This window comes from Shinella sp. H4-D48 (assembly GCF_022637395.1).
GTDB lineage: Bacteria > Pseudomonadota > Alphaproteobacteria > Rhizobiales > Rhizobiaceae > Shinella > Shinella sedimenti.
Genome location: NZ_CP093337.1, coordinates 2,365,956 through 2,383,366 on the forward strand (window position 1 = coordinate 2,365,956; position 17,411 = coordinate 2,383,366).

A 17,411-nucleotide genomic window follows, 5' to 3' on the forward strand; every position below is an offset into this window, starting at 1 on the left:
GTCCGGCAACAGAAGCGGGAGGGCTTCATGCCTCTCGAACATCTCCACGAACAGGCCCATGCGCGCCAGCCCAAGCGCAGTTTCGTCCAGTACAGGCTGGACCGGCCCGGCTTCATCACGCCGATCGGTCATCACCTCAGCACGGCGTTGCGCTACACCTGCCTGATCCGCAGCATTTCGAGTGCCGGTGCGGTGCTCTCCATCAATCGGACGCTGACGCTGCCCGAGAACTTCTATCTGGAAATCCAGGGCATTCGCGACGGCATTCCCTGCACCGAGTTCAAGCGCGACGGCGACGAGATGGTCGTGCGTTTCAACATGTTCCTCGATACGGAATTCCTCAAGGTCGTGCTGGGGCGACCGGCCGACCTGCATGAGGCCTGATCGGCCGCACAAAATATGCGTCGATTAAACTTTTAAAAATTTGCTTCAGCGAAACAAAATACTCCGCTGCAACACTGCCTCATCTGTGTCGGACATGATCGTCCTCCTCGGGAGTATCGCAATGAGCATTGGCGCCGATCCGCGTTCCGCCGCGGGCCTTTATGAACGCAAGTGGGAGCGTTACGCGGTCAACCGGCAAGGTATGCTGATGACCGTGGGCTTCGATCTGGGCGCGCCGAAGATGCGTAGCTGCCAGTTGATCGACATCTCCCAGGGCGGCGCGAGCTTCAGCGTCACCACGACGATCGGCCTTCCGCTGCACTATTATCTTTCCATCGTCGGCGTCACGTCGCGCATCGGCTGCGCCGAGGTCTATCGCACCGACAGCCGCATCGGCGTGCAGTTCATCAAGGAAATCGACGAGGAGCTGCTGCACACCATCGTGCGCGCCGACTATTTCACCGGCGGTGCCGCCAAGCCGAAAGTGCCGGAGCGGCGCTACATGGTGGGTGTCGAAAAGGGCGGCGTGGGATCGCGCATCACCTGAGCGTTTCGCAACCGGGGATTATTGGCTAGGGTGCCGGCAAAGCCGATTCCGGCACCTTGTCCGTTCACCGATCCCAGGCGTTTTCATGTCCGCATTTTCCCGCTTTACCGCCATTGCCCAGGCACTGCCCTCCACCGTTCCCTTTGTCGGCCCCGAAACAATCGAACGCACCCGCGGCCTTGCGGTCCGCGCCCGCATCGGCGCCAATGAAAGCGGCTTCGGCCCAGCCCCCTCCGTTATCGAGGCCATGCGCACGGCAGCGACGACGATATGGATGTACAGCGACCCGGAGAATTTCGAGCTGAGGGAGGCGCTTGCCCTTCATCACGGCATATCGCGCAACAACATTGCCATCGGCAGCGGCATCGACGGTCTGCTCGGCGATATCGCGCGCCTGATCGTGGAGCCGGGCACGCCCGTCGTCACCTCGCTCGGCGGCTATCCCACCTTCAACTATCATGTGAACGGCTATGGCGGTCGGCTGGTCACGGTGCCCTATGCGGGCGACCGCGAGCATCTCGATGGTCTGCTGGATGCTGTGCGGCGGGAAAATGCTCCGCTCGTCTACCTCGCGAACCCCGATAATCCGATGGGCAGCTGGTGGGATGCCGACAGCGTCGTCGCCTTCGCGAAGGCTCTGCCGGAAACGACGCTGCTCGTGCTGGACGAGGCCTACGGCGAGACGGCGCCGTCCGGAACCATTCCGTCCATTACCGCGCTGATCGGCCAACCGAACATTCTGCGCATGCGCACCTTCTCGAAGGCCTACGGACTGGCGGGTGCGCGTGTGGGCTATGCCATCGGCACGCTTGGCAATGCGCAGGCCTTCGACAAGATCCGCCACCATTTCGGCATGGCGCGGGTGTCGATCGCGGCAGCGCTGGCCGCACTCGATGACCAGGCCTATCTGAAGGATGTGATCGGCCGCATCGCGGCATCGCGCGCGCGCATCACCACCATTGCGCAGTCGAACGGCCTTGCGCCACTCCCCTCCGCCACGAATTTCGTCACCATCGACTGCGGCCGCGACGGCGCGCATGCCAAGGCCATCGTCGAAGGGCTCATGGAGCATGGCGTGTTCATCCGCATGCCGGGTGTTGCGCCCCTCAACCGATGCATTCGCATCAGCACGGGAATGGAAAGCGACATGGCCCTGCTGGAAGAAGCCCTGCCCAAAGTGCTGAAAAAACTGGTATAAACGCCAAGCCTCCCGACGAGGCCAACGGAGCTCCGGTTCTGGCGCCGGTTGCCGTGGGTCTGCGGGAGGCTTTGCGAATGCCTGTTGAGGCCTGTCTTATCAGTGAAGCGTCATCCACTCGCGGGCGGCGCGCAGCGCCATGGCGAGATCTGTCTTCGTCATTGTCGCGGCAAGATCGGCGCGCAGTTCAGCGGCGCGGTCGCACCCCTTGATCGCGGCGATGTTGAGCCATTTGTGGGCCTGCACCACGTCGATATCGCAACCGCGGCCCGTCGCATACATCAGGCCCATGTCACAGAAGGTTTCGGCGCGGTTTTCACCGCCAGTCATGGCGGCCGTTTCGGTGTTCTGAAAATCAAAGCGTGCCATTTCGATAGTCCCTGTCTGACTGGTTTACTGTTCTTTTGTCCTGTTTTACCTGCCCTTTCGGGCCTCTCCTGGCGCCTGCCGTCTTCGCGGCTTTGGTCTTCCCTGAGAGTTTTGCCGGCCGGTTATTCCGTGCTCGTCTTATGGCTCCACTATGCCGCGGGGCCTTCAAAATGCGCTTAAAAGGCATGCTTAATTTGAGACAAACAAAATCCAAACGCTTGGTAAAATTGGATTTTCGTTAAACATCGGACCCTCTGAAATCCGGCGGATTTGCTTCAAAATTTACCGATTGTTCAAACGGCGATTTCAACGCTTTGCTAACCACGGCGAACGGCAGTGATTTTTCGAACAGCAAGATTTGGGGCTCGTCCACCCCTCTGAAGGCGCCGGATTCCGGCTTTCACGTATATTTACCTTTACGTTTGCGTAAGATATTCTGCGCGCTCATTCTGGAGGAGGAAGAGAATGAAACTGAGGACCTTGCTCATTGCGGCGCTTCTGGCCATGCCTGCTGCCGTTACCCATGCCGCCGAGCCCATCGAGGGCAACTGGAAGACGGCGAGCGGCGCGACCGCCGCGATCGCCAAATGCGGCGGCGGCTTCTGCATTACCTTGAAGACGGGAAAACATGCCGGCAAGCGCATCGGCCAGATGAATGGTGCCGGCACCGATTACAGCGGATCGATCACTGACCCGGAAACCGACAAGACCTATAGCGGCTCGGGCACGGTCACCGGCAGTTCACTGCGCATGAAAGGCTGCGTGCTGGCGGTTCTGTGCAAGTCTCAGACCTGGACACGGCTCTGAGGAAACCGAAAAGCCGGCGCCAGGCGCCGGCTTTGCTGTGTTCGATTATTGGGCGCGCTGGCCGAACAGGATCTTCTGCGCTTCCTTGTCCTCGGCAAGGTTGGCCTGACGGGCCCGCTCTTCCTGGCCGACCGCAATGCCGCGCTCGACAGCCGGTCGCGCCATCAGCGTCTCGAACCACCGCTTGAGATGCGGAAAGTCGTTCAGATCCTGTCCCTGCTTTTCGTAGGACCGCACCCAGCCGACGCATGCCATATCGGCGATGGAGTAATCGCCAGCCAGATATTCGCGATCGGCAAGCCGCCGGTTCATCACGCCATAGAGGCGGTTCACCTCATTGGTGTAGCGATCGATGCCGTAGGCAATCTTTTCAGGTGCGTAATCCCGGAAGTGGTGCGCCTGTCCCGCCATCGGTCCAAGCCCGCCCATCTGCCAGAACAGCCATTGGTCCACCTCGACGCGCCGGCGCTCGTCCGCCGGATAGAACTGTCCATATTTGCGACCGAGATATTGCAGGATCGCGCCGGACTCGAAGATCGAGATCGGCGCACCATCAGGTCCGTCCGGATCGATGATCGCCGGCATGCGGTTGTTGGGCGCGATCTTCAGGAAGTCAGGCGCGAACTGCTCGCCCTTGCCGATATTGATGTAGCTGATGTCATAGGGAACACCCAGTTCCTCCAGCATGATCGTGACTTTGTAGCCATTGGGTGTCGGCCAGTAATAGACTTCGATCGGCGCGGTCATTTCGGTCTCTCCTTCGTGTTTTTCAACACGTAGAGGGTGCCCTGCGCCGCTTCAAGGCACATTCACACCTTTTCTGAACAGGAGATGAACCGGCCTCTCAGGGAGCGTTCAGTCCCGGAATGCGACAAAGGCGTCACAGCAACATTCTGCGTCAGGGACAAGACAATGGACATTCTCGCTCGCCGCCTCACGATCATCACGCTTCTGATGGCGATCTTCGCGATCATGCTCGCTGCTGCCGTCGAGACCGACTACCGCCGCGGCACCCACAATGCCAACGGCAAGCTTGTCGCATGCTCCGCACCGCAGATGTGCCGCGCCTCTATCTGATACTGAACCGAAAGACGGACCTCACTATGACCGCCGCCCTTACCAACACCGCCGCGACGCTTCTGCGCATCCTCGCCCTCTCGGCGATGATGATCGCGCCGGTCGGCGGTCTCGCCTGGAGCAATGCCGGCGGCCTCGGCATCGAAAAGCAGGGCGCCGGCCTCGTTCTCTTCGTCACCCTCCAGCGCCAGTCGATGAGCTGACGCCGGCCTTCCCAGCCGGCTGATCCGTGCTAAACCCGGAGACGTTGACGTTTTCGCGGAGCGCCGGATGAAATCCCTCCTTCTCTTTTCCGTCGCCGCCCTAGCCGAAATCGCCGGCTGCTTTGCCTTCTGGGCGTGGTGGCGGCTGGACAAGTCCGGTCTCTGGCTCGTTCCCGGCATGGTTTCCCTCGCGCTGTTCGGCTGGCTTCTGACACAGGCCGACAGCGCGTTTGCGGGACGCGCCTATGCCGCCTATGGCGGGGTCTACATTGCAGCATCACTGCTCTGGCTGTGGGTTGCCGAGGGCATGCGGCCGGATCGCTTCGACCTTGCAGGCGCGACACTGGCGCTCGTCGGTGCCGGTGTGATCCTCGCCGCACCTCGATAAGGCTTGCAGGCGCGCTGAAGTTGTCGTTTGCTTGTCAAAAGACAACACCTATAGTGATTCATGAGCAAACGAATCTTCTCGCCCAAGCCGCTTTCCTACGCCACGCCCGCCGCCTACGAGGCCAAATCCTTCGATGATCCGGTGGCCGCCGTCGATGCGCTCGAAGCGCTCTACGATCGCAATACGAGCTTCCTGACCGATGCCTTTTCCTCGCTTGCCGGCACCGGCGCGCCGCAGACGCGCTTTCGCGCCTGCTATCCGCAGGTGAGCATAGAGACCACCAGCTTCGGCCATGTCGATTCCCGCCTTTCCTATGGTTATGTCGCCTCGCCCGGCGTCTACACAACGACCATCACCCGCCCGAAACTGTTCCGCCATTACCTGATCGAACAGCTCGGGCTTCTCATGCGCAATCACGGCGTGCGGGTCATCGTGTCGGAATCGACGACACCGATCCCGCTGCATTTCGCCTTCGGGGAAGGCGCGCATGTAGAAGCGGACGTGGCCGGCGGGATTGACCTGCCGCTGCGCGATCTCTTCGATGCGCCCGACCTTTCGAACACCGATGACGAGATCGCCAACGGTGCCTATGAGCCCGGCCCCGGCGAGCCCTCGCCGCTTGCGCCCTTCACCGCACAGCGCATCGACTATTCGCTCGCCCGCCTCAGCCACTACACGGCGACGAGCGCCACGCATTTCCAGAACTTCGTGCTGTTTACGAACTACCAGTTCTATATCGACGAATTCTGCGAATGGGCCCGCCAGCAGATGGCCGAGGGCGGCAATGGCTATACGGCCTTCATCGAGCCGGGCAACATCATCACACACGCCGGCTCCGACAGGCCGGACCCGGACATTACCCCCGGCCGCCTGCCGCAGATGCCGGCCTATCACATCAAGAAGAAAGGCCATGGCGGCATCACCATGGTCAATATCGGCGTCGGCCCGTCCAACGCCAAGACGATCACCGACCATATCGCGGTGCTGCGCCCGCACGCCTGGCTGATGCTTGGCCACTGCGCGGGCCTGCGCAACAGCCAGACCCTGGGCGATTACGTGCTGGCGCATGCCTATGTGCGCGAGGACCATGTGCTGGACGACGATCTGCCCGTCTGGGTGCCGATCCCGGCGCTGGCCGAAATCCAGGTCGCGCTTGAAGGCGCCGTGGAGGAGGTCACCGGCCTCGAAGGCTATGACCTCAAGCGCATCATGCGCACCGGCACCGTAGCGACGATCGATAACCGCAACTGGGAACTGCGCGACCAGCGCGGGCCGGTCAAACGCCTCTCCCAGTCCCGTGCCATCGCGCTTGATATGGAATCGGCGACCATTGCCGCCAACGGCTTCCGCTTCCGCGTTCCATACGGCACGCTGCTGTGCGTTTCCGACAAGCCGCTGCACGGCGAGCTGAAACTTCCCGGCATGGCCACGGCCTTCTATCGCACCCAGGTCAACCAGCACCTGCGCATCGGCATCCGCGCCCTGGAAAAACTCGCCGGCATGCCGACGGAAAAGCTGCATTCCCGCAAACTCAGAAGCTTCTTCGAGACCGCGTTTCAGTAGACTGCGACGAGAACTAAAAAGGGGCGGTAAACCGCCCCTTTGTGTCCGATCAGCCCTTCATCACCGTCCAGGCATGTTCCAGGCCCTTGCGGGTGATGTCGATCATCTGGTCGACTTCGGCGTGGGTGATGACGAGCGGCGGGGAGAAGAGCATGCGGTCGCCGGTGGCGCGGAGCACGAGGCCATTGTCCAGGCAATGGTTGCGCACGGTGACGCCGGCCTTTTCCTTGTCCTCGAAGCGCTTGCGCGTCGTCTTGTCCTCGGCGAGCTGAACGGCGGCCATCAGGCCGACCTGCTGGACTTCACCGACGATCGGCAGATCCTCCAGCGACTTCAGGCCGGCGGCAAGATAGGGGCCGATATCGTCGTGCACGCGCTCGACCAGCTTCTCATCCTCGATGATGCGCAGGTTTTCCAGTGCCGCGGCGGCGCAGACCGGATGACCGGAATAGGTGAAGCCGTGGTTGAAATCGCCGACTTCCTCGACCAGAACATTGCCCACGCGATCGGATACCATGACGCCGCCGATCGGCAGATAGCCGGAGGAAAGACCCTTGGCGATGGGCGCCAGATCCGGTTCGACGCCGAAATGCTGATGACCGAACCAGTGGCCGGTGCGGCCGAAACCGCAGATGACTTCGTCCGTGACGAGCAGGATGTTACGCGCCTTGCAGATGCGGGCAATTTCCGGCCAGTAGGTGGCCGGGGGCACGATAACGCCGCCCGCGCCCTGGATCGGCTCGGCTACGAAGGCGGCGACGTTGTCCTCGCCGAGCTCGTCGATCTTCTCTTCCAGCTGGCGGGCCATCTTCAGGCCGAATTCGTCGGAGGAGAGATCACCGCCCTCGCCGTACCAGAAGGGCTGGTCGATATGGTGCACACCGGCGATCGGCAGATCGCCCTGTTCGTGCATCCACTTCATGCCGCCGAGCGAGGCGCCGGCGACGGTGGAGCCGTGATAGCCGTTCTTGCGGGCGATAATGGCCTTCTTGGTCGGCTTGCCCATGGCGCCCCAGTAGACGCGGGCCATGCGAAACCAGGTGTCGTTGGCCTCCGACCCCGAACCGGTGAAGAAGACACGGTTGATGTTGGGACCGGCATGGGAGGTGATCTTCTGCGCGAGCAGCACGGCCGGCGGCGTCGTGGTGCCGAAGAAGGTGTTGTAATAGGGCAGCTCGTTCATCTGCCGCACGACGGCATCGGCGATTTCCTTGCGGCCGTAACCGATGTTCACGCACCACAGTCCGGCAAAACCGTCGAGATAACGCTTGCCGTGGTTGTCGAAGATGTAGCAGCCCTCGCCGCGCTCGATGATGCGGGTGCCGGCCGCGTTCAGTTTCTTCATGTCCGAGAACGGATGAAGATGGTGGGCGGCATCGAGGGCACCGAGGTTCGAAACGGCTGCTGCACTGGTCTGCGACATTTGAATACATCCTTGCAGGTGGAACCCGCCTTATTGAACGACGGGACAGAATGGGTTACGAAAATGCCCATGTAACAGGCATTTGGCAAGAGATGCTGCGCGAGCAAAATTTCCTGTCGGTGCTTCCCGCCAAACCAAAAGCAGGCACCATGACAAACGACAAGAAGGCTGCCGGTTCGCCGCCAGTCAACGCGCCCACCAATTCCCAGGCCCGTATCGAAATCCTTCTCGTCGGCATGAACGGCGACCTGCGTGGCAAGCAGATTCCGCCCGAAGCCGAGAAGAAGATCTGGGATGGCTCGGTCCGCCTGCCCTCCTCCACCCAGTCGCTCGACATCTGGGGCGACGATAACGACGACATTACCGGCCTGTCGCTGTCCGTGGGCGACCCCGATGGCGTGTGCATTCCCGACAGGCGTTCTCTGACGTCGATGCCCTGGGCACCCGAAGGATCACGCCAGGTGCTGGCCACCATGCACGAATTCGACGGCACCGCCTCCTTCATGGACCCGCGCGCCATTCTTACCCGCATGGTGAAGCGCTTCGAGGACCGCGGCCTCACACCGGTCGTGGCGACCGAGCTCGAATTCTATGTCGTCGAGGACGACTGGCGCGAAACCGGCAAGCCGCGCCCCCCGGCAGCCCTGATGTATCGCGACGAGCCGAACGGCTTCCAGCTTTACGACATGCGCGCCACCGATGCGCTGGACGGCTATATCCAGACGGTACGCGCGTGGGCGAAGGAGATGGATCTGCCGGCGGACGCCACGACAGCGGAATTCGGCCCCGGCCAGTTCGAGATCAACCTGCTGCACCGGCCGGACGCGCTTGCCGCCGCCGACGACTGCATCTACCTGAAGCGCATCGCCGAGCAGGCCGCACGCCGCTTCGGGCTGAAATCCACCTGCATGGCGAAGCCCTATGCCGAGCACGCAGGCTCCGGCCTGCATGTGCATTGCAGCGTCATCGACAAGGACGGCAACAACATCCTCGACGCCAAGGGCCGCGATCCGGTGAAGCTGAAATCGATCTGCGCGGGCATGCTGCAGACGATGCGCGATGCGCAGCTCGTCTTCGCGCCGTTCGCCAACTCCTACCGGCGTTTCCAGCCGGGCTCGTTTGCACCTGTCGATCTGACCTGGGGCTTCGGCCATCGCGGCACCGCCATCCGCATTCCCGACAAGGACGGCCCGGCGGCGCGTGTCGAGCACCGCGTGGCGGGTGCCGACGTGAACCCCTACCTGCTGCTGACAGCGATCCTCGGCGGCATCCTGCTCGGGCTGGACAACGAACTCGACCCCGGCCCGGTGACGGAGCCGGGCAAGGACGTGCCAAACGCCAAGCGCCTGACGCACGACTTCCTGACAGCGGTGGAAGAGTTCTCGGCCTCGCCCTTCATCAATGACGCCTTTGGCGAAGCCTACCAAAAGCTCTATGGCGACACGAAGCGCAAGGAAGCCATCACCTATCTGCGCACCGTCTCGGATTTCGACTACCAGACCTATCTGCCACGGATCTGAGAGGTTCGGGCTCATTTTCCGCTTGCGGAAAAGGATAGTGCTGGGCCGTGCCTTTTCTTAAGCCGCCGCCGTCTCCGTCGTGGACATGTTGCCGGCCTGCACCTTCGGCACGATCACCTTGAGTTCGCCGGGATGCAGGCGGATCGAGACGTCGCGATCCATCGGCAACAGCTCGCCGTCGATCACACAGTTGATCGACCGATCGACCCGCGGGAAATGCAATTCGACTTCGCGGCCGGTCATCTCGCGCACATCGGCGTTCTCGCGCAGCTTGCCACGCAGGATATCGAAGGCAAGGCGCGCAACGCCGGCCGGCTTCAACGGGCCGGTGGTATAGAAACCGAGATGTCCGCCGGACAGATCATCCGCATAGAGCAGGCCATTGTCGCCGAACCGGTTGTTGGAGACATTGATGGCCGAGACCTTGCGACTTTCCGCAACGCCGTCGACCTCGAACTCCACCTCGAATTCGGGCGGATCGAAGATCACGCCAAAGGCAGCGCGCGTGTTGGCGACGATCTTTCCCACACGCGAGCGGTAGGTCATGGCATTGCGCAGGCGCACCATGCGGGCGTGGAGGCCTGCGGAAAACTGATGCACGAAGGGCCGGTCGTCCGCTGTGCCGATATCGGCAGCGGCGATATCACCATCCGCCAGCGCATCGATCGCCTCCCAGATATCGAGAGGGATCTTCAGCGATCGGGCAAAGAGGTTCATCGTGCCGGCCGGGATGATGCCGAGCGGCATGCCGCTCTGCCAGGCAAGCCCGGCAGCAGCAGAGATCGTGCCATCACCGCCACCGGCCAGCATCGCGTCCAGATCCGTGCGTTCCGCGCAGCGGCGCAGAACCATCTCGATATCGGAGCTTTCGACGATGTCACAGTCGAGATGGTGCCCCGCCGCGGCGAAGACCTCTTCCGCATGGCGGGCGTAGGCCTCCATGTCGGTGGTCCGAAACGTTCCGCCATCCCGGTTGAAAATCGCCTGAACTCTCATTCGTCTACTCCGCATCCTGGCCGAGAACGCCTGAAGGCTCTCTATGGCTGCATTAGATAGGGGAGAAAGCGGCGATTCACAGGCGGTCAGGAAAGGGAATGCAATAAATCGTGAAGTCGGCGTGCACCGCTCAACCGGTGCGGGCGAAAAATCACAGTAGGCATCCGCACCTGTTTTGATATATCTCAGGCAGCCGCGTGCGTCGGGAAGACGCCTGCCGGCCTGAATCTATCCCCATTGCGGCCAACCCGGCCGAACCGCACCGCAAAGCAGCCAGGAGGAGTGGCCGCCCTTGTGATGGTTCGTGGCCGGATGTGCCGCATGGCCACATCCTGCGGAGCCACCGTGTCCGAACATAAACTGCCCGATGCCGCCCTCTCCTCCGGGCAGCCGCCACTTCCGGCGTTGACCGTCACCCTCATCATCCTGGCGCTCGCCGTGGGCAGCTTCGGCATCGGCACGGGCGAGTTCGCCATCATGGGCCTCCTGCCCGATGTCGCGGGCACGTTCGGCGTCAGCAATGCGACGGCGGGGCATGTCATCAGCGCCTATGCCTTTGGCGTCGTGGTCGGCGCGCCTTTCATTGCTGTCATCGGCGCGCGCTTTCGCCGCCGCGACCTCCTGCTGGTGCTGATGGGCGTTTTCGCCGCCGGCAATCTTGCAAGCGCGGCTGCCCCAAGCTTCCACAGCTTCATGCTGTTCCGGTTTCTCTCCGGCCTGCCGCATGGCGCCTATTTCGGCGTGGCAGCACTTGTCGCGGCCTCCATGGTGCCCGTCAACAAGCGCACGCAAGCGGTCGGCAAGGTCATGCTGGGCCTGACGGTCTCGACCCTGATCGGCACGCCGCTTGCCGCCTTTTTCGGGCAGATCCTCAACTGGCAGTTCATGTTCGTAGCCGTCGGCGTAACGGGGCTTCTGACGATCGGGCTGATCGCCACCTTCCTGCCGCGCGACAAGGCCCCCAAGGGCGTGAACGCCCTGACGGAACTCGGCGCGCTCAAGCGTAAGCAAGTCTGGCTGACGCTCGGCATCGCCGCTACCGGCTTTTGCGGCATGTTCGCGGTCTTCACCTATATTTCGCCGATCGTGACCGACGTGGCCCGGCTCAATGTCGGCATGGTGCCGGTCTATATGGCGATCTTCGGCGCGGGCATGATCGTCGGCAACCTTTTCGGCGCCAAGCTTGCCGATCTCTCATTGATGCGCACCATCGGCTGGTCGCTGGTCCTGTATTTCGGGGTTCTCGTCGCCCTGTCCCTGGTGGCGCACGATCCCGTGCTGCTCGGGCTGTGCTGCTTCCTTATCGGGTGCAGTTTCGTGGTTGGCCCCGCCTTGCAGACGCGCCTGATGGATGTGGCCGGCGACGCGCAGACGCTGGCCGCCGCCCTCAATCACTCCGCCTTCAACATCGCCAATGCGCTCGGCGCACTGTTCGGCGGCATGGCGATCAATGCCGGGTACGGCTACGAATCGATGGGCTTCGTGGGGGCTGCAACGGCCGTAATCGGCTTCGGCGTCTTCCTCGTCTCGCTTGCGCTCGAAAAGGCGGAGCGCGCCGCATCCCCGGCCTGCCCGGCGGAGTGAAAGCCTCCGGTCAATCGCAAACCTTCAGGCGGCGTCCCTTCCCGGGGACGCCGTTTCCTTTTCATCGGCAAGGCGGATGACGTTGCGGCCGTTGTCGCAGATGACATTGCGTGCGCCCCACGCCGCAAGCGCCATGATGACAGGCTTGAGACTGCCCCCGATGGCCGTCAGCTCATAATCGACGCGCGGCGGGACGACGGGGAAAACGGTGCGTGACACGATACCCGCCTCCTCCAGCTCGCGCAGCTGCTTGGTCAGCATGCGCTGCGTGACGCTCGGAAGCTTGCGGCGCAGTTCGTTGAAGCGCAGCTTGCCGTCAATAAGGTGAAAGAGGATCACGCCTTTCCATTTTCCATCAAGAAACGACAGGGTCGATTCCACGGGGCAACCCGGGAAATTGCTGGTGAGCTTGGCGCGTGGACGCGACATCGACGGTATCCTTTTGGATACTATGAACACTATTTGTGCATTCTTGCGCAAAGCGACGCTACCCTTCATCTAGTTTCCATTCAACGCGAAAGGAACCCACGATGCGCGCCACCGCCTACCAGACCCCACAGCCCATCGCCGCCGAAACCGCCCTTGTCGATATCGAACTGCCGACGCCCGAACCGCTGGGCCGCGACCTCTTGGTCGAGATCAAGGCCGTTTCGGTGAACCCGGTCGATACGAAGGTTCGCAGCAAGGCAGTGCCGCCGGAGGGCGAATGGCGCGTTCTGGGCTTCGACGCCGCCGGCATCGTTAAGGCTGTCGGACCGGATGTGACCTTGTTCAAGCCCGGCGACGCCGTCTTTTACGCCGGCTCCATCGACCGGCCCGGCACGAATGCCGAATTCCACCTCGTCGATGAGCGTATCGTCGGCCGCAAGCCCGCCTCGCTCGGCTTCGCTGCCGCCGCGGCATTGCCGCTCACCGCCATCACGGCCTGGGAAATGCTGTTCGACCGGCTGAAGGTGCGCGACGGCGTGTCCGGTGCCGCCAACGCCATCCTCATCATCGGCGGTGCCGGCGGCGTCGGTTCTATCGCCGTGCAGCTCGCCCGCAGCCTCACGGATCTCGCTGTCATCGCCACGGCGTCCCGGCCCGAGACGGCAGCATGGGTGAAGGAGCTCGGCGCGCACCACGTCGTCGACCACAGCAAGCCGCTGGCGGCGGAAGTGGAGGCACTCGGCATCGGGGCGCCGGCCTTCGTGTTCTCCACCACCAGCACCGCGCAACACCTGCCCGCCATCGTCGAGACCATTGCACCGCAGGGCCGCTTCGGTCTGATCGACGACCCCGCCACGCTCGATGTCATGCCCTTCAAGCGCAAGGCGGTGTCGACCCATTGGGAACTGATGTTCACGCGTCCGCTCTTCCAGACACCCGACATGATCGAGCAGCACAATCTGCTGAACGCGGTGTCGCAGCTTGTCGATGATGGCAAGATCCGCACGACACTCGCCGAGACGGTCGGCACGATCAACTCGGAGAACCTGCGCAAGGCACATGCTCAGATCGAGAGCGGCCGCACCCGCGGCAAGCTGGTCCTGGAGGGATTTTGACACGCCTCTGAAATTTACGAGGGTTATTTTTCGGGCAGCACAACCCGCACCGAATCTCTGCTAGACAGGATCGTACCGCTCCCGCTGTCGAAAGGCGTGCGGGAGCGGGCGAACCGGCCCGTCGCGGCCATGTCATCGGAGAGACAAGAATGACCGCCTTCGTCGAAAGCATTACCGGCAGCCGTGCCTTCGGCTTCGTTGCCCGCCTCGTCCTTACATCCATGTTCTGGTTGTCCGGCATCGCCAAGCTGGCCGACTTCAATGGCGGCGTGGCCGAGATGGCCCATTTCGGCCTCGAGCCGCCCGCCCTCTTCAACATCGCCACCGCGGTGGTCCAGCTCGTCGGTTCGGCGCTCATCATCGCCAACCGCTGGACATGGCTTGGGGCCGGCATGCTCGCTGTCTTCACAGCACTGACCATTCCGCTGGCCCACAATTTCTGGACCATGGAAGAGCCAATGCGCACCGTCGAGTTCTATATCGTGATGGAACACATCACCGTCATCGGCGCCCTGATGGTCGTGGCCTGGAAGACGGCCCGCTGAACGAGAAAGGGCGCCCACGGCCTTTGCCGGGGCGCCCCTTGTCTTGCGGACCGGTTCCGGATCAGCCGTGAACGATCTCGCGATGCTTCTGCAGGCGCTTGCCGAAGGCCTGGCTGACGCGGTCGAAGATGATCGCGATGCCGACGATGGCCAGACCATTGAAGATGCCGAGCGTGAAGTACTGGTTGGAGATGGCCTTCAGCACCGGCTGGCCAAGGCCCTGCACGCCGATCATCGAGGCGATGACCACCATGGCGAGCGCCATCATGATCGTCTGGTTGATGCCGGCCATGATGGTGGGCAGCGCCAGCGGCATCTGCACGTTCTTCAGCTTCTGCCAACCCGAAGACCCGAACGCGTCGGCAGCCTCCAGCACATCCTTGTCCACCAGGCGGATACCGAGATTGGTGAGGCGGATCATCGGCGGAATGGCATAGATCACCACGGCGATCAGGCCGGGCACCTTGCCGATGCCGAGCAGCATGACCACGGGAATGAGATAGACGAAACTCGGCATCGTCTGCATCACGTCGAGGATCGGATTGATGACGTTCTGGAACCTGTCGGAGCGCGACATCAGAATGCCGATCGGTATGCCGATGACGATGGAGAGGACCGTACAGACGAAGATCATCGAGACCGTCTTCATCGTATCGTCCCACATGTCGAGATAGCCGATCACGAGAAGCGTGGCGATTGCACCGACGACGATCTTCCAGTTGCGGCTGGCAAACCATGCGATCAGGGCAATGAGAATGAGGATGATCGGCCAAGGTGTGCGCGTCATGAAGCGCTCGGACCAGATCAGAAAATGCTGCAACGGCTCGAAAAGGGATTCGATGCTGTCGCCATAGGCGCGCGTGAAACCACGGAAGCCTTCATCGATCGCCTTTTTCAGATCGCGAAGTGATCCCGCGTCCATCGTCGGAAATTTTGTCAACCATTCCATATCAATCCCCTTCCGCTCCACCGGTCTTGTGCCGGTTTGCGAGCCCAACCCTGATGCATGTCAAAGGAAAGTGCGCATCGATTTGCGCCATAGGCATGCATCGAAACGAAACGTGAGCGGCGGCACGCATTGCGCGCCGCCGCATCGTGTCAGGCGATCAGAGTGCTGCCTTGATCTTTTCGGCAGCTTCCGGCGAGACCCATTCCGTCCACATCGCCTCGTTTTCCTCGAGGAAATGCTTGGCGCCGTCGTCGCCGCTCGCCTGGTTATCGGTCATCCAGGCCATCAGCTTGTTGACGGTGTCGTTGGTCCACGCACGCTTGTTGAGGTAGCCCATGACGTCTTCGCCAGCGCGTTCGGAGAACTTCTTGGTAACGAGCGTCTGCACCTTGTCCTTCGGCCAGTCGTTCTTCTTCGGATCCGGGCAATCGGCTACGGTGTTGCAACGCTTCCACTCGGCTTCGTCATAGGCAACGCCGTGCTCGAGCTTCACCATGTCGTACTTGCCGAGCAGCGCGGTCGGCGCCCAGTAGTAGCCGACCCAGCCTTCCTTGCGCTCGTAGGCCTTGGCGATGGAGCCATCCAGGCCGGCAGCCGAGCCGGTATCGACCAGCGTGAAGTTGGCCGCCTCGCCGCCGTAAGCCTTGTAGAGCTGGCTCGTTACGACCGTGCCGCCCCAGCCCTGCGGGCCATTGTGCACGGCGCCCTTGCTCTTGTCTTCCGGATCGGGGAACAGTTCCGGGTGCTTGAAGACGTCATCGATGGTCTTGATGTCGGGATGCGCGTCGGCGATGTATTTCGGGATCCACCAGCCCTGAACGGCACCGTCGGAGAGCGCGACAGCCGCACCGACCAGCTTGCCTTCCTCGATGCCGCGGTTGACGACGTCAGGCAGCAGGTCGACCCAGCCTTCCGGCGCGAGGTCGGGATCGCCCTTCTCGGTCATGGAGGTGATGGTCGGAACCGTATCGCCGACGATAACTTCGGCATTGCAGCCATAGCCTTCGCTCAGGATGAACTTGTCGAGCGCGGCGAGAACCTCGGCGCTCTGCCAGTTCATGCTGGCAATGGTCACGTTGCCGCATTCGGCGCGCGCCGCACCCGTCATGGCCATGAGACCGACGACGAGGCAGGTGGAAGCGAGAAGATGTTTCATGATGGTTCCCTTTTTATGGCGGTGTCGTTGTGCCCCATCGGACCCGCTGCACCGCCGCCGAGCCCGTTATCCTCCGCGGATCGTATTCGGACAGGCACAGATGCAGCGCCTGATCCGCGATTACCGCATTCTCGACTTTTGCAGCTACTGCATCGAATGCCGGTATGAATGCGTCTGCCACTAAACCCGATGCGTCATGTGGTATCAAATTATTAATACCACCAAGAGCAGACCGGGCCCCGCGGGGATGCTCGCAATCCTATGATAACGAACAGCTTTTTCAACCTTAAAAAGGAAAAGACCGGCTTTCGCCAGCCTTTTGACCTTTTGCGACGATGCTGTGTGCGCTGGAAACTCAGGCCTCGCGGCGACCTTGGATAACGTGCACGCGGCCACCGGTCTTCACACGCTCATAGAGGTCGATCACATCGTGATTGAGCATGCGCACGCAACCGCTCGACATGGCCTGCCCGATCGACCACGGCTGGTTCGTGCCATGGATTCGGAACATCGTGTCATTGCCGTTCTGGTAGAGATAGATGGCGCGCGCACCGAGCGGGTTGTTCAGGCCGCCGGGAACGCCGCCCGCATATTTCAGGTTCTTCTGGGGATCGCGACGGATCATGTTCGGGGTCGGCGTCCAGCTCGGCCATTCCGCCTTGCGGCCGATATAGGCGCTGCCGGCCAGCGAGTAGCCCTGCCGGCCGACGCCGATACCATAGCGCACCGCCCTGCCACCGCCGAGCACGTAGTAGAGCCGGCGGGCCGGCGTATCCACCACGACGGTGCCGGGGGCATGGGTCGTGGCATAGGCGACTTCCTGACGCCGCAGCTCCGGCTTGATCTTGTCGAGCGGCATCGCCTTGAACGGATGACGCTCATCCAGACGGTCGCCGTAATTGGCGCGGTCGCTGTTGCCGTTGGTAGCGCAGCCTGCGAGCAGCGCGGATGCGCCTAGCAGGAATCCGCGGCGGGAAATCGACATGGTTAAGGCCCCCTGAATATATGATCCGTCGGGGCGAAAACTATGCAGTTATGGTTAATCGAAGGTTAAACGGCCAGTTGCGGTTGCAAGACGGATTAACCAGCGTGGCCGGAAAAAGGCGAGATCGAACGAAAAAGGCCACCTGGAGGGCGGCCTTTCGGTCTCGGTAATCG

20 protein-coding genes are annotated in these 17,411 nt (G+C 62.0%); 12 read left to right on the top strand and 8 right to left on the bottom strand.

Translation table 11 applies throughout. The annotated features are described in order from the left end of the window. Positions 1-27: 27 nt before the first annotated feature. The 3 genes from MNR02_RS11655 (at position 28) to MNR02_RS11665 (ending at position 2,129) form a co-directional block, all read left to right on the top strand. Positions 28-384: a hypothetical protein gene (locus tag MNR02_RS11655; protein ID WP_241597067.1), complete on the top strand. Its 357-nt coding sequence runs from the start codon at positions 28-30 to the stop codon at positions 382-384. Between the two features lie 121 nt (positions 385-505). Further along, positions 506-931, top strand: a complete 426-nt coding sequence (locus tag MNR02_RS11660) for a PilZ domain-containing protein (RefSeq protein WP_241597070.1) — start codon at positions 506-508, stop codon at positions 929-931. Positions 932-1,016: 85 nt separating this feature from the next. Beyond that, positions 1,017-2,129, top strand: a complete 1,113-nt coding sequence (locus MNR02_RS11665; RefSeq protein WP_241946891.1) for a pyridoxal phosphate-dependent aminotransferase — start codon at positions 1,017-1,019, stop codon at positions 2,127-2,129. A gap of 99 nt (positions 2,130-2,228) precedes the next feature. Here the strand turns inward: MNR02_RS11665 and MNR02_RS11670 are convergent, their stop codons facing one another. Then, on the bottom strand, positions 2,229-2,498 hold the full coding sequence (locus tag MNR02_RS11670; protein WP_241597077.1) for a sel1 repeat family protein: 270 nt from the start codon (positions 2,496-2,498) through the stop codon (positions 2,229-2,231). Positions 2,499-2,963: 465 nt separating this feature from the next. On the opposite strand from MNR02_RS11670, the gene MNR02_RS11675 reads away from it, so the two are divergent. Further along, entirely contained in the window at positions 2,964-3,305 is a 342-nt protein-coding gene (locus MNR02_RS11675) for a DUF2147 domain-containing protein (protein ID WP_241597080.1), read from the top strand. A 45-nt stretch (positions 3,306-3,350) separates the two neighbouring features. On the opposite strand, the gene MNR02_RS11680 is transcribed toward MNR02_RS11675, so the two are convergent. After that, on the bottom strand, positions 3,351-4,052 hold the full coding sequence (locus tag MNR02_RS11680; RefSeq protein WP_241946892.1) for a glutathione binding-like protein: 702 nt from the start codon (positions 4,050-4,052) through the stop codon (positions 3,351-3,353). Between the two features lie 165 nt (positions 4,053-4,217). On the opposite strand from MNR02_RS11680, the gene MNR02_RS11685 reads away from it, so the two are divergent. The 4 genes from MNR02_RS11685 (at position 4,218) to MNR02_RS11700 (ending at position 6,536) form a co-directional block, all read left to right on the top strand. Beyond that, entirely contained in the window at positions 4,218-4,382 is a 165-nt protein-coding gene (locus tag MNR02_RS11685; RefSeq protein WP_241597084.1) for a hypothetical protein, read from the top strand. Between the two features lie 26 nt (positions 4,383-4,408). Next, on the top strand, positions 4,409-4,585 hold the full coding sequence (locus MNR02_RS11690; protein ID WP_241946893.1) for a hypothetical protein: 177 nt from the start codon (positions 4,409-4,411) through the stop codon (positions 4,583-4,585). Between the two features lie 67 nt (positions 4,586-4,652). Further along, positions 4,653-4,973: a YnfA family protein gene (locus MNR02_RS11695; RefSeq protein WP_241946894.1), complete on the top strand. Its 321-nt coding sequence runs from the start codon at positions 4,653-4,655 to the stop codon at positions 4,971-4,973. Positions 4,974-5,033: 60 nt separating this feature from the next. Continuing rightward, a complete protein-coding gene (locus MNR02_RS11700; protein WP_241946895.1) occupies positions 5,034-6,536 on the top strand; it encodes an AMP nucleosidase in 1,503 nt (500 codons plus the stop codon). A gap of 49 nt (positions 6,537-6,585) precedes the next feature. Here MNR02_RS11700 and MNR02_RS11705 read toward each other — a convergent pair whose 3' ends face one another. Further along, positions 6,586-7,959: an aspartate aminotransferase family protein gene (locus tag MNR02_RS11705; protein WP_241946896.1), complete on the bottom strand. Its 1,374-nt coding sequence runs from the start codon at positions 7,957-7,959 to the stop codon at positions 6,586-6,588. 149 nt (positions 7,960-8,108) lie between these two features. Here MNR02_RS11705 and MNR02_RS11710 point away from each other — a divergent pair, with 149 nt between their 5' ends. Beyond that, entirely contained in the window at positions 8,109-9,479 is a 1,371-nt protein-coding gene (locus tag MNR02_RS11710) for a glutamine synthetase family protein (RefSeq protein ID WP_241597111.1), read from the top strand. A 57-nt stretch (positions 9,480-9,536) separates the two neighbouring features. Here MNR02_RS11710 and MNR02_RS11715 read toward each other — a convergent pair whose 3' ends face one another. After that, a complete protein-coding gene (locus MNR02_RS11715) occupies positions 9,537-10,475 on the bottom strand; it encodes a diacylglycerol kinase family protein (RefSeq protein WP_241597113.1) in 939 nt (312 codons plus the stop codon). Positions 10,476-10,820: 345 nt separating this feature from the next. On the opposite strand from MNR02_RS11715, the gene MNR02_RS11720 reads away from it, so the two are divergent. Beyond that, positions 10,821-12,059: an MFS transporter gene (locus MNR02_RS11720; RefSeq protein ID WP_241946897.1), complete on the top strand. Its 1,239-nt coding sequence runs from the start codon at positions 10,821-10,823 to the stop codon at positions 12,057-12,059. 24 nt (positions 12,060-12,083) lie between these two features. On the opposite strand, the gene MNR02_RS11725 is transcribed toward MNR02_RS11720, so the two are convergent. Then, on the bottom strand, positions 12,084-12,488 hold the full coding sequence (locus tag MNR02_RS11725; RefSeq protein WP_241946898.1) for a helix-turn-helix domain-containing protein: 405 nt from the start codon (positions 12,486-12,488) through the stop codon (positions 12,084-12,086). Positions 12,489-12,589: 101 nt separating this feature from the next. On the opposite strand from MNR02_RS11725, the gene MNR02_RS11730 reads away from it, so the two are divergent. Both MNR02_RS11730 and MNR02_RS11735 read left to right on the top strand, forming a co-directional pair. Next, complete coding sequence (locus tag MNR02_RS11730) at positions 12,590-13,603, top strand: zinc-binding alcohol dehydrogenase family protein (RefSeq protein WP_241946899.1); 1,014 nt, start codon at positions 12,590-12,592, stop codon at positions 13,601-13,603. Between the two features lie 149 nt (positions 13,604-13,752). Next, positions 13,753-14,148 carry a DoxX family protein gene (locus tag MNR02_RS11735; RefSeq protein ID WP_241597124.1) on the top strand — a complete coding sequence of 132 codons (396 nt, stop codon included), beginning with the start codon at positions 13,753-13,755 and terminating at the stop codon, positions 14,146-14,148. A 61-nt stretch (positions 14,149-14,209) separates the two neighbouring features. Here MNR02_RS11735 and MNR02_RS11740 read toward each other — a convergent pair whose 3' ends face one another. The 3 genes from MNR02_RS11740 to MNR02_RS11750 form a co-directional block, all read right to left on the bottom strand. Continuing rightward, positions 14,210-15,097: a proline/glycine betaine ABC transporter permease gene (locus MNR02_RS11740; protein WP_241597126.1), complete on the bottom strand. Its 888-nt coding sequence runs from the start codon at positions 15,095-15,097 to the stop codon at positions 14,210-14,212. A gap of 157 nt (positions 15,098-15,254) precedes the next feature. Next, positions 15,255-16,253, bottom strand: a complete 999-nt coding sequence (locus MNR02_RS11745; RefSeq protein WP_241946900.1) for an ABC transporter substrate-binding protein — start codon at positions 16,251-16,253, stop codon at positions 15,255-15,257. Positions 16,254-16,608: 355 nt separating this feature from the next. Then, positions 16,609-17,238 carry a L,D-transpeptidase gene (locus MNR02_RS11750; protein WP_241597130.1) on the bottom strand — a complete coding sequence of 210 codons (630 nt, stop codon included), beginning with the start codon at positions 17,236-17,238 and terminating at the stop codon, positions 16,609-16,611. Positions 17,239-17,411: the final 173 nt, after the last annotated feature.

Excerpts from the sequence above, each read along its gene's own strand:
- MNR02_RS11705 (WP_241946896.1), bottom strand. The coding sequence starts at position 7,959 with ATGTCGCAGACCAGTGCAGCAGCCGTTTCGAACCTCGGTGCCCTCGAT.
- MNR02_RS11715 (WP_241597113.1), bottom strand. The coding sequence starts at position 10,475 with ATGAGAGTTCAGGCGATTTTCAACCGGGATGGCGGAACGTTTCGGACC.
- MNR02_RS11700 (WP_241946895.1), top strand. The coding sequence starts at position 5,034 with ATGAGCAAACGAATCTTCTCGCCCAAGCCGCTTTCCTACGCCACGCCC.
- MNR02_RS11660 (WP_241597070.1), top strand. The coding sequence starts at position 506 with ATGAGCATTGGCGCCGATCCGCGTTCCGCCGCGGGCCTTTATGAACGC.
- MNR02_RS11745 (WP_241946900.1), bottom strand. The coding sequence starts at position 16,253 with ATGAAACATCTTCTCGCTTCCACCTGCCTCGTCGTCGGTCTCATGGCC.
- MNR02_RS11725 (WP_241946898.1), bottom strand. The coding sequence starts at position 12,488 with ATGTCGCGTCCACGCGCCAAGCTCACCAGCAATTTCCCGGGTTGCCCC.
- MNR02_RS11670 (WP_241597077.1), bottom strand. The coding sequence starts at position 2,498 with ATGGCACGCTTTGATTTTCAGAACACCGAAACGGCCGCCATGACTGGC.
- MNR02_RS11680 (WP_241946892.1), bottom strand. The coding sequence starts at position 4,052 with ATGACCGCGCCGATCGAAGTCTATTACTGGCCGACACCCAATGGCTAC.
- MNR02_RS11730 (WP_241946899.1), top strand. The coding sequence starts at position 12,590 with ATGCGCGCCACCGCCTACCAGACCCCACAGCCCATCGCCGCCGAAACC.
- MNR02_RS11735 (WP_241597124.1), top strand. The coding sequence starts at position 13,753 with ATGACCGCCTTCGTCGAAAGCATTACCGGCAGCCGTGCCTTCGGCTTC.
- MNR02_RS11690 (WP_241946893.1), top strand. The coding sequence starts at position 4,409 with ATGACCGCCGCCCTTACCAACACCGCCGCGACGCTTCTGCGCATCCTC.
- MNR02_RS11665 (WP_241946891.1), top strand. The coding sequence starts at position 1,017 with ATGTCCGCATTTTCCCGCTTTACCGCCATTGCCCAGGCACTGCCCTCC.
- MNR02_RS11740 (WP_241597126.1), bottom strand. The coding sequence starts at position 15,097 with ATGGAATGGTTGACAAAATTTCCGACGATGGACGCGGGATCACTTCGC.
- MNR02_RS11695 (WP_241946894.1), top strand. The coding sequence starts at position 4,653 with ATGAAATCCCTCCTTCTCTTTTCCGTCGCCGCCCTAGCCGAAATCGCC.
- MNR02_RS11675 (WP_241597080.1), top strand. The coding sequence starts at position 2,964 with ATGAAACTGAGGACCTTGCTCATTGCGGCGCTTCTGGCCATGCCTGCT.
- MNR02_RS11710 (WP_241597111.1), top strand. The coding sequence starts at position 8,109 with ATGACAAACGACAAGAAGGCTGCCGGTTCGCCGCCAGTCAACGCGCCC.
- MNR02_RS11655 (WP_241597067.1), top strand. The coding sequence starts at position 28 with ATGCCTCTCGAACATCTCCACGAACAGGCCCATGCGCGCCAGCCCAAG.
- MNR02_RS11750 (WP_241597130.1), bottom strand. The coding sequence starts at position 17,238 with ATGTCGATTTCCCGCCGCGGATTCCTGCTAGGCGCATCCGCGCTGCTC.
- MNR02_RS11685 (WP_241597084.1), top strand. The coding sequence starts at position 4,218 with ATGGACATTCTCGCTCGCCGCCTCACGATCATCACGCTTCTGATGGCG.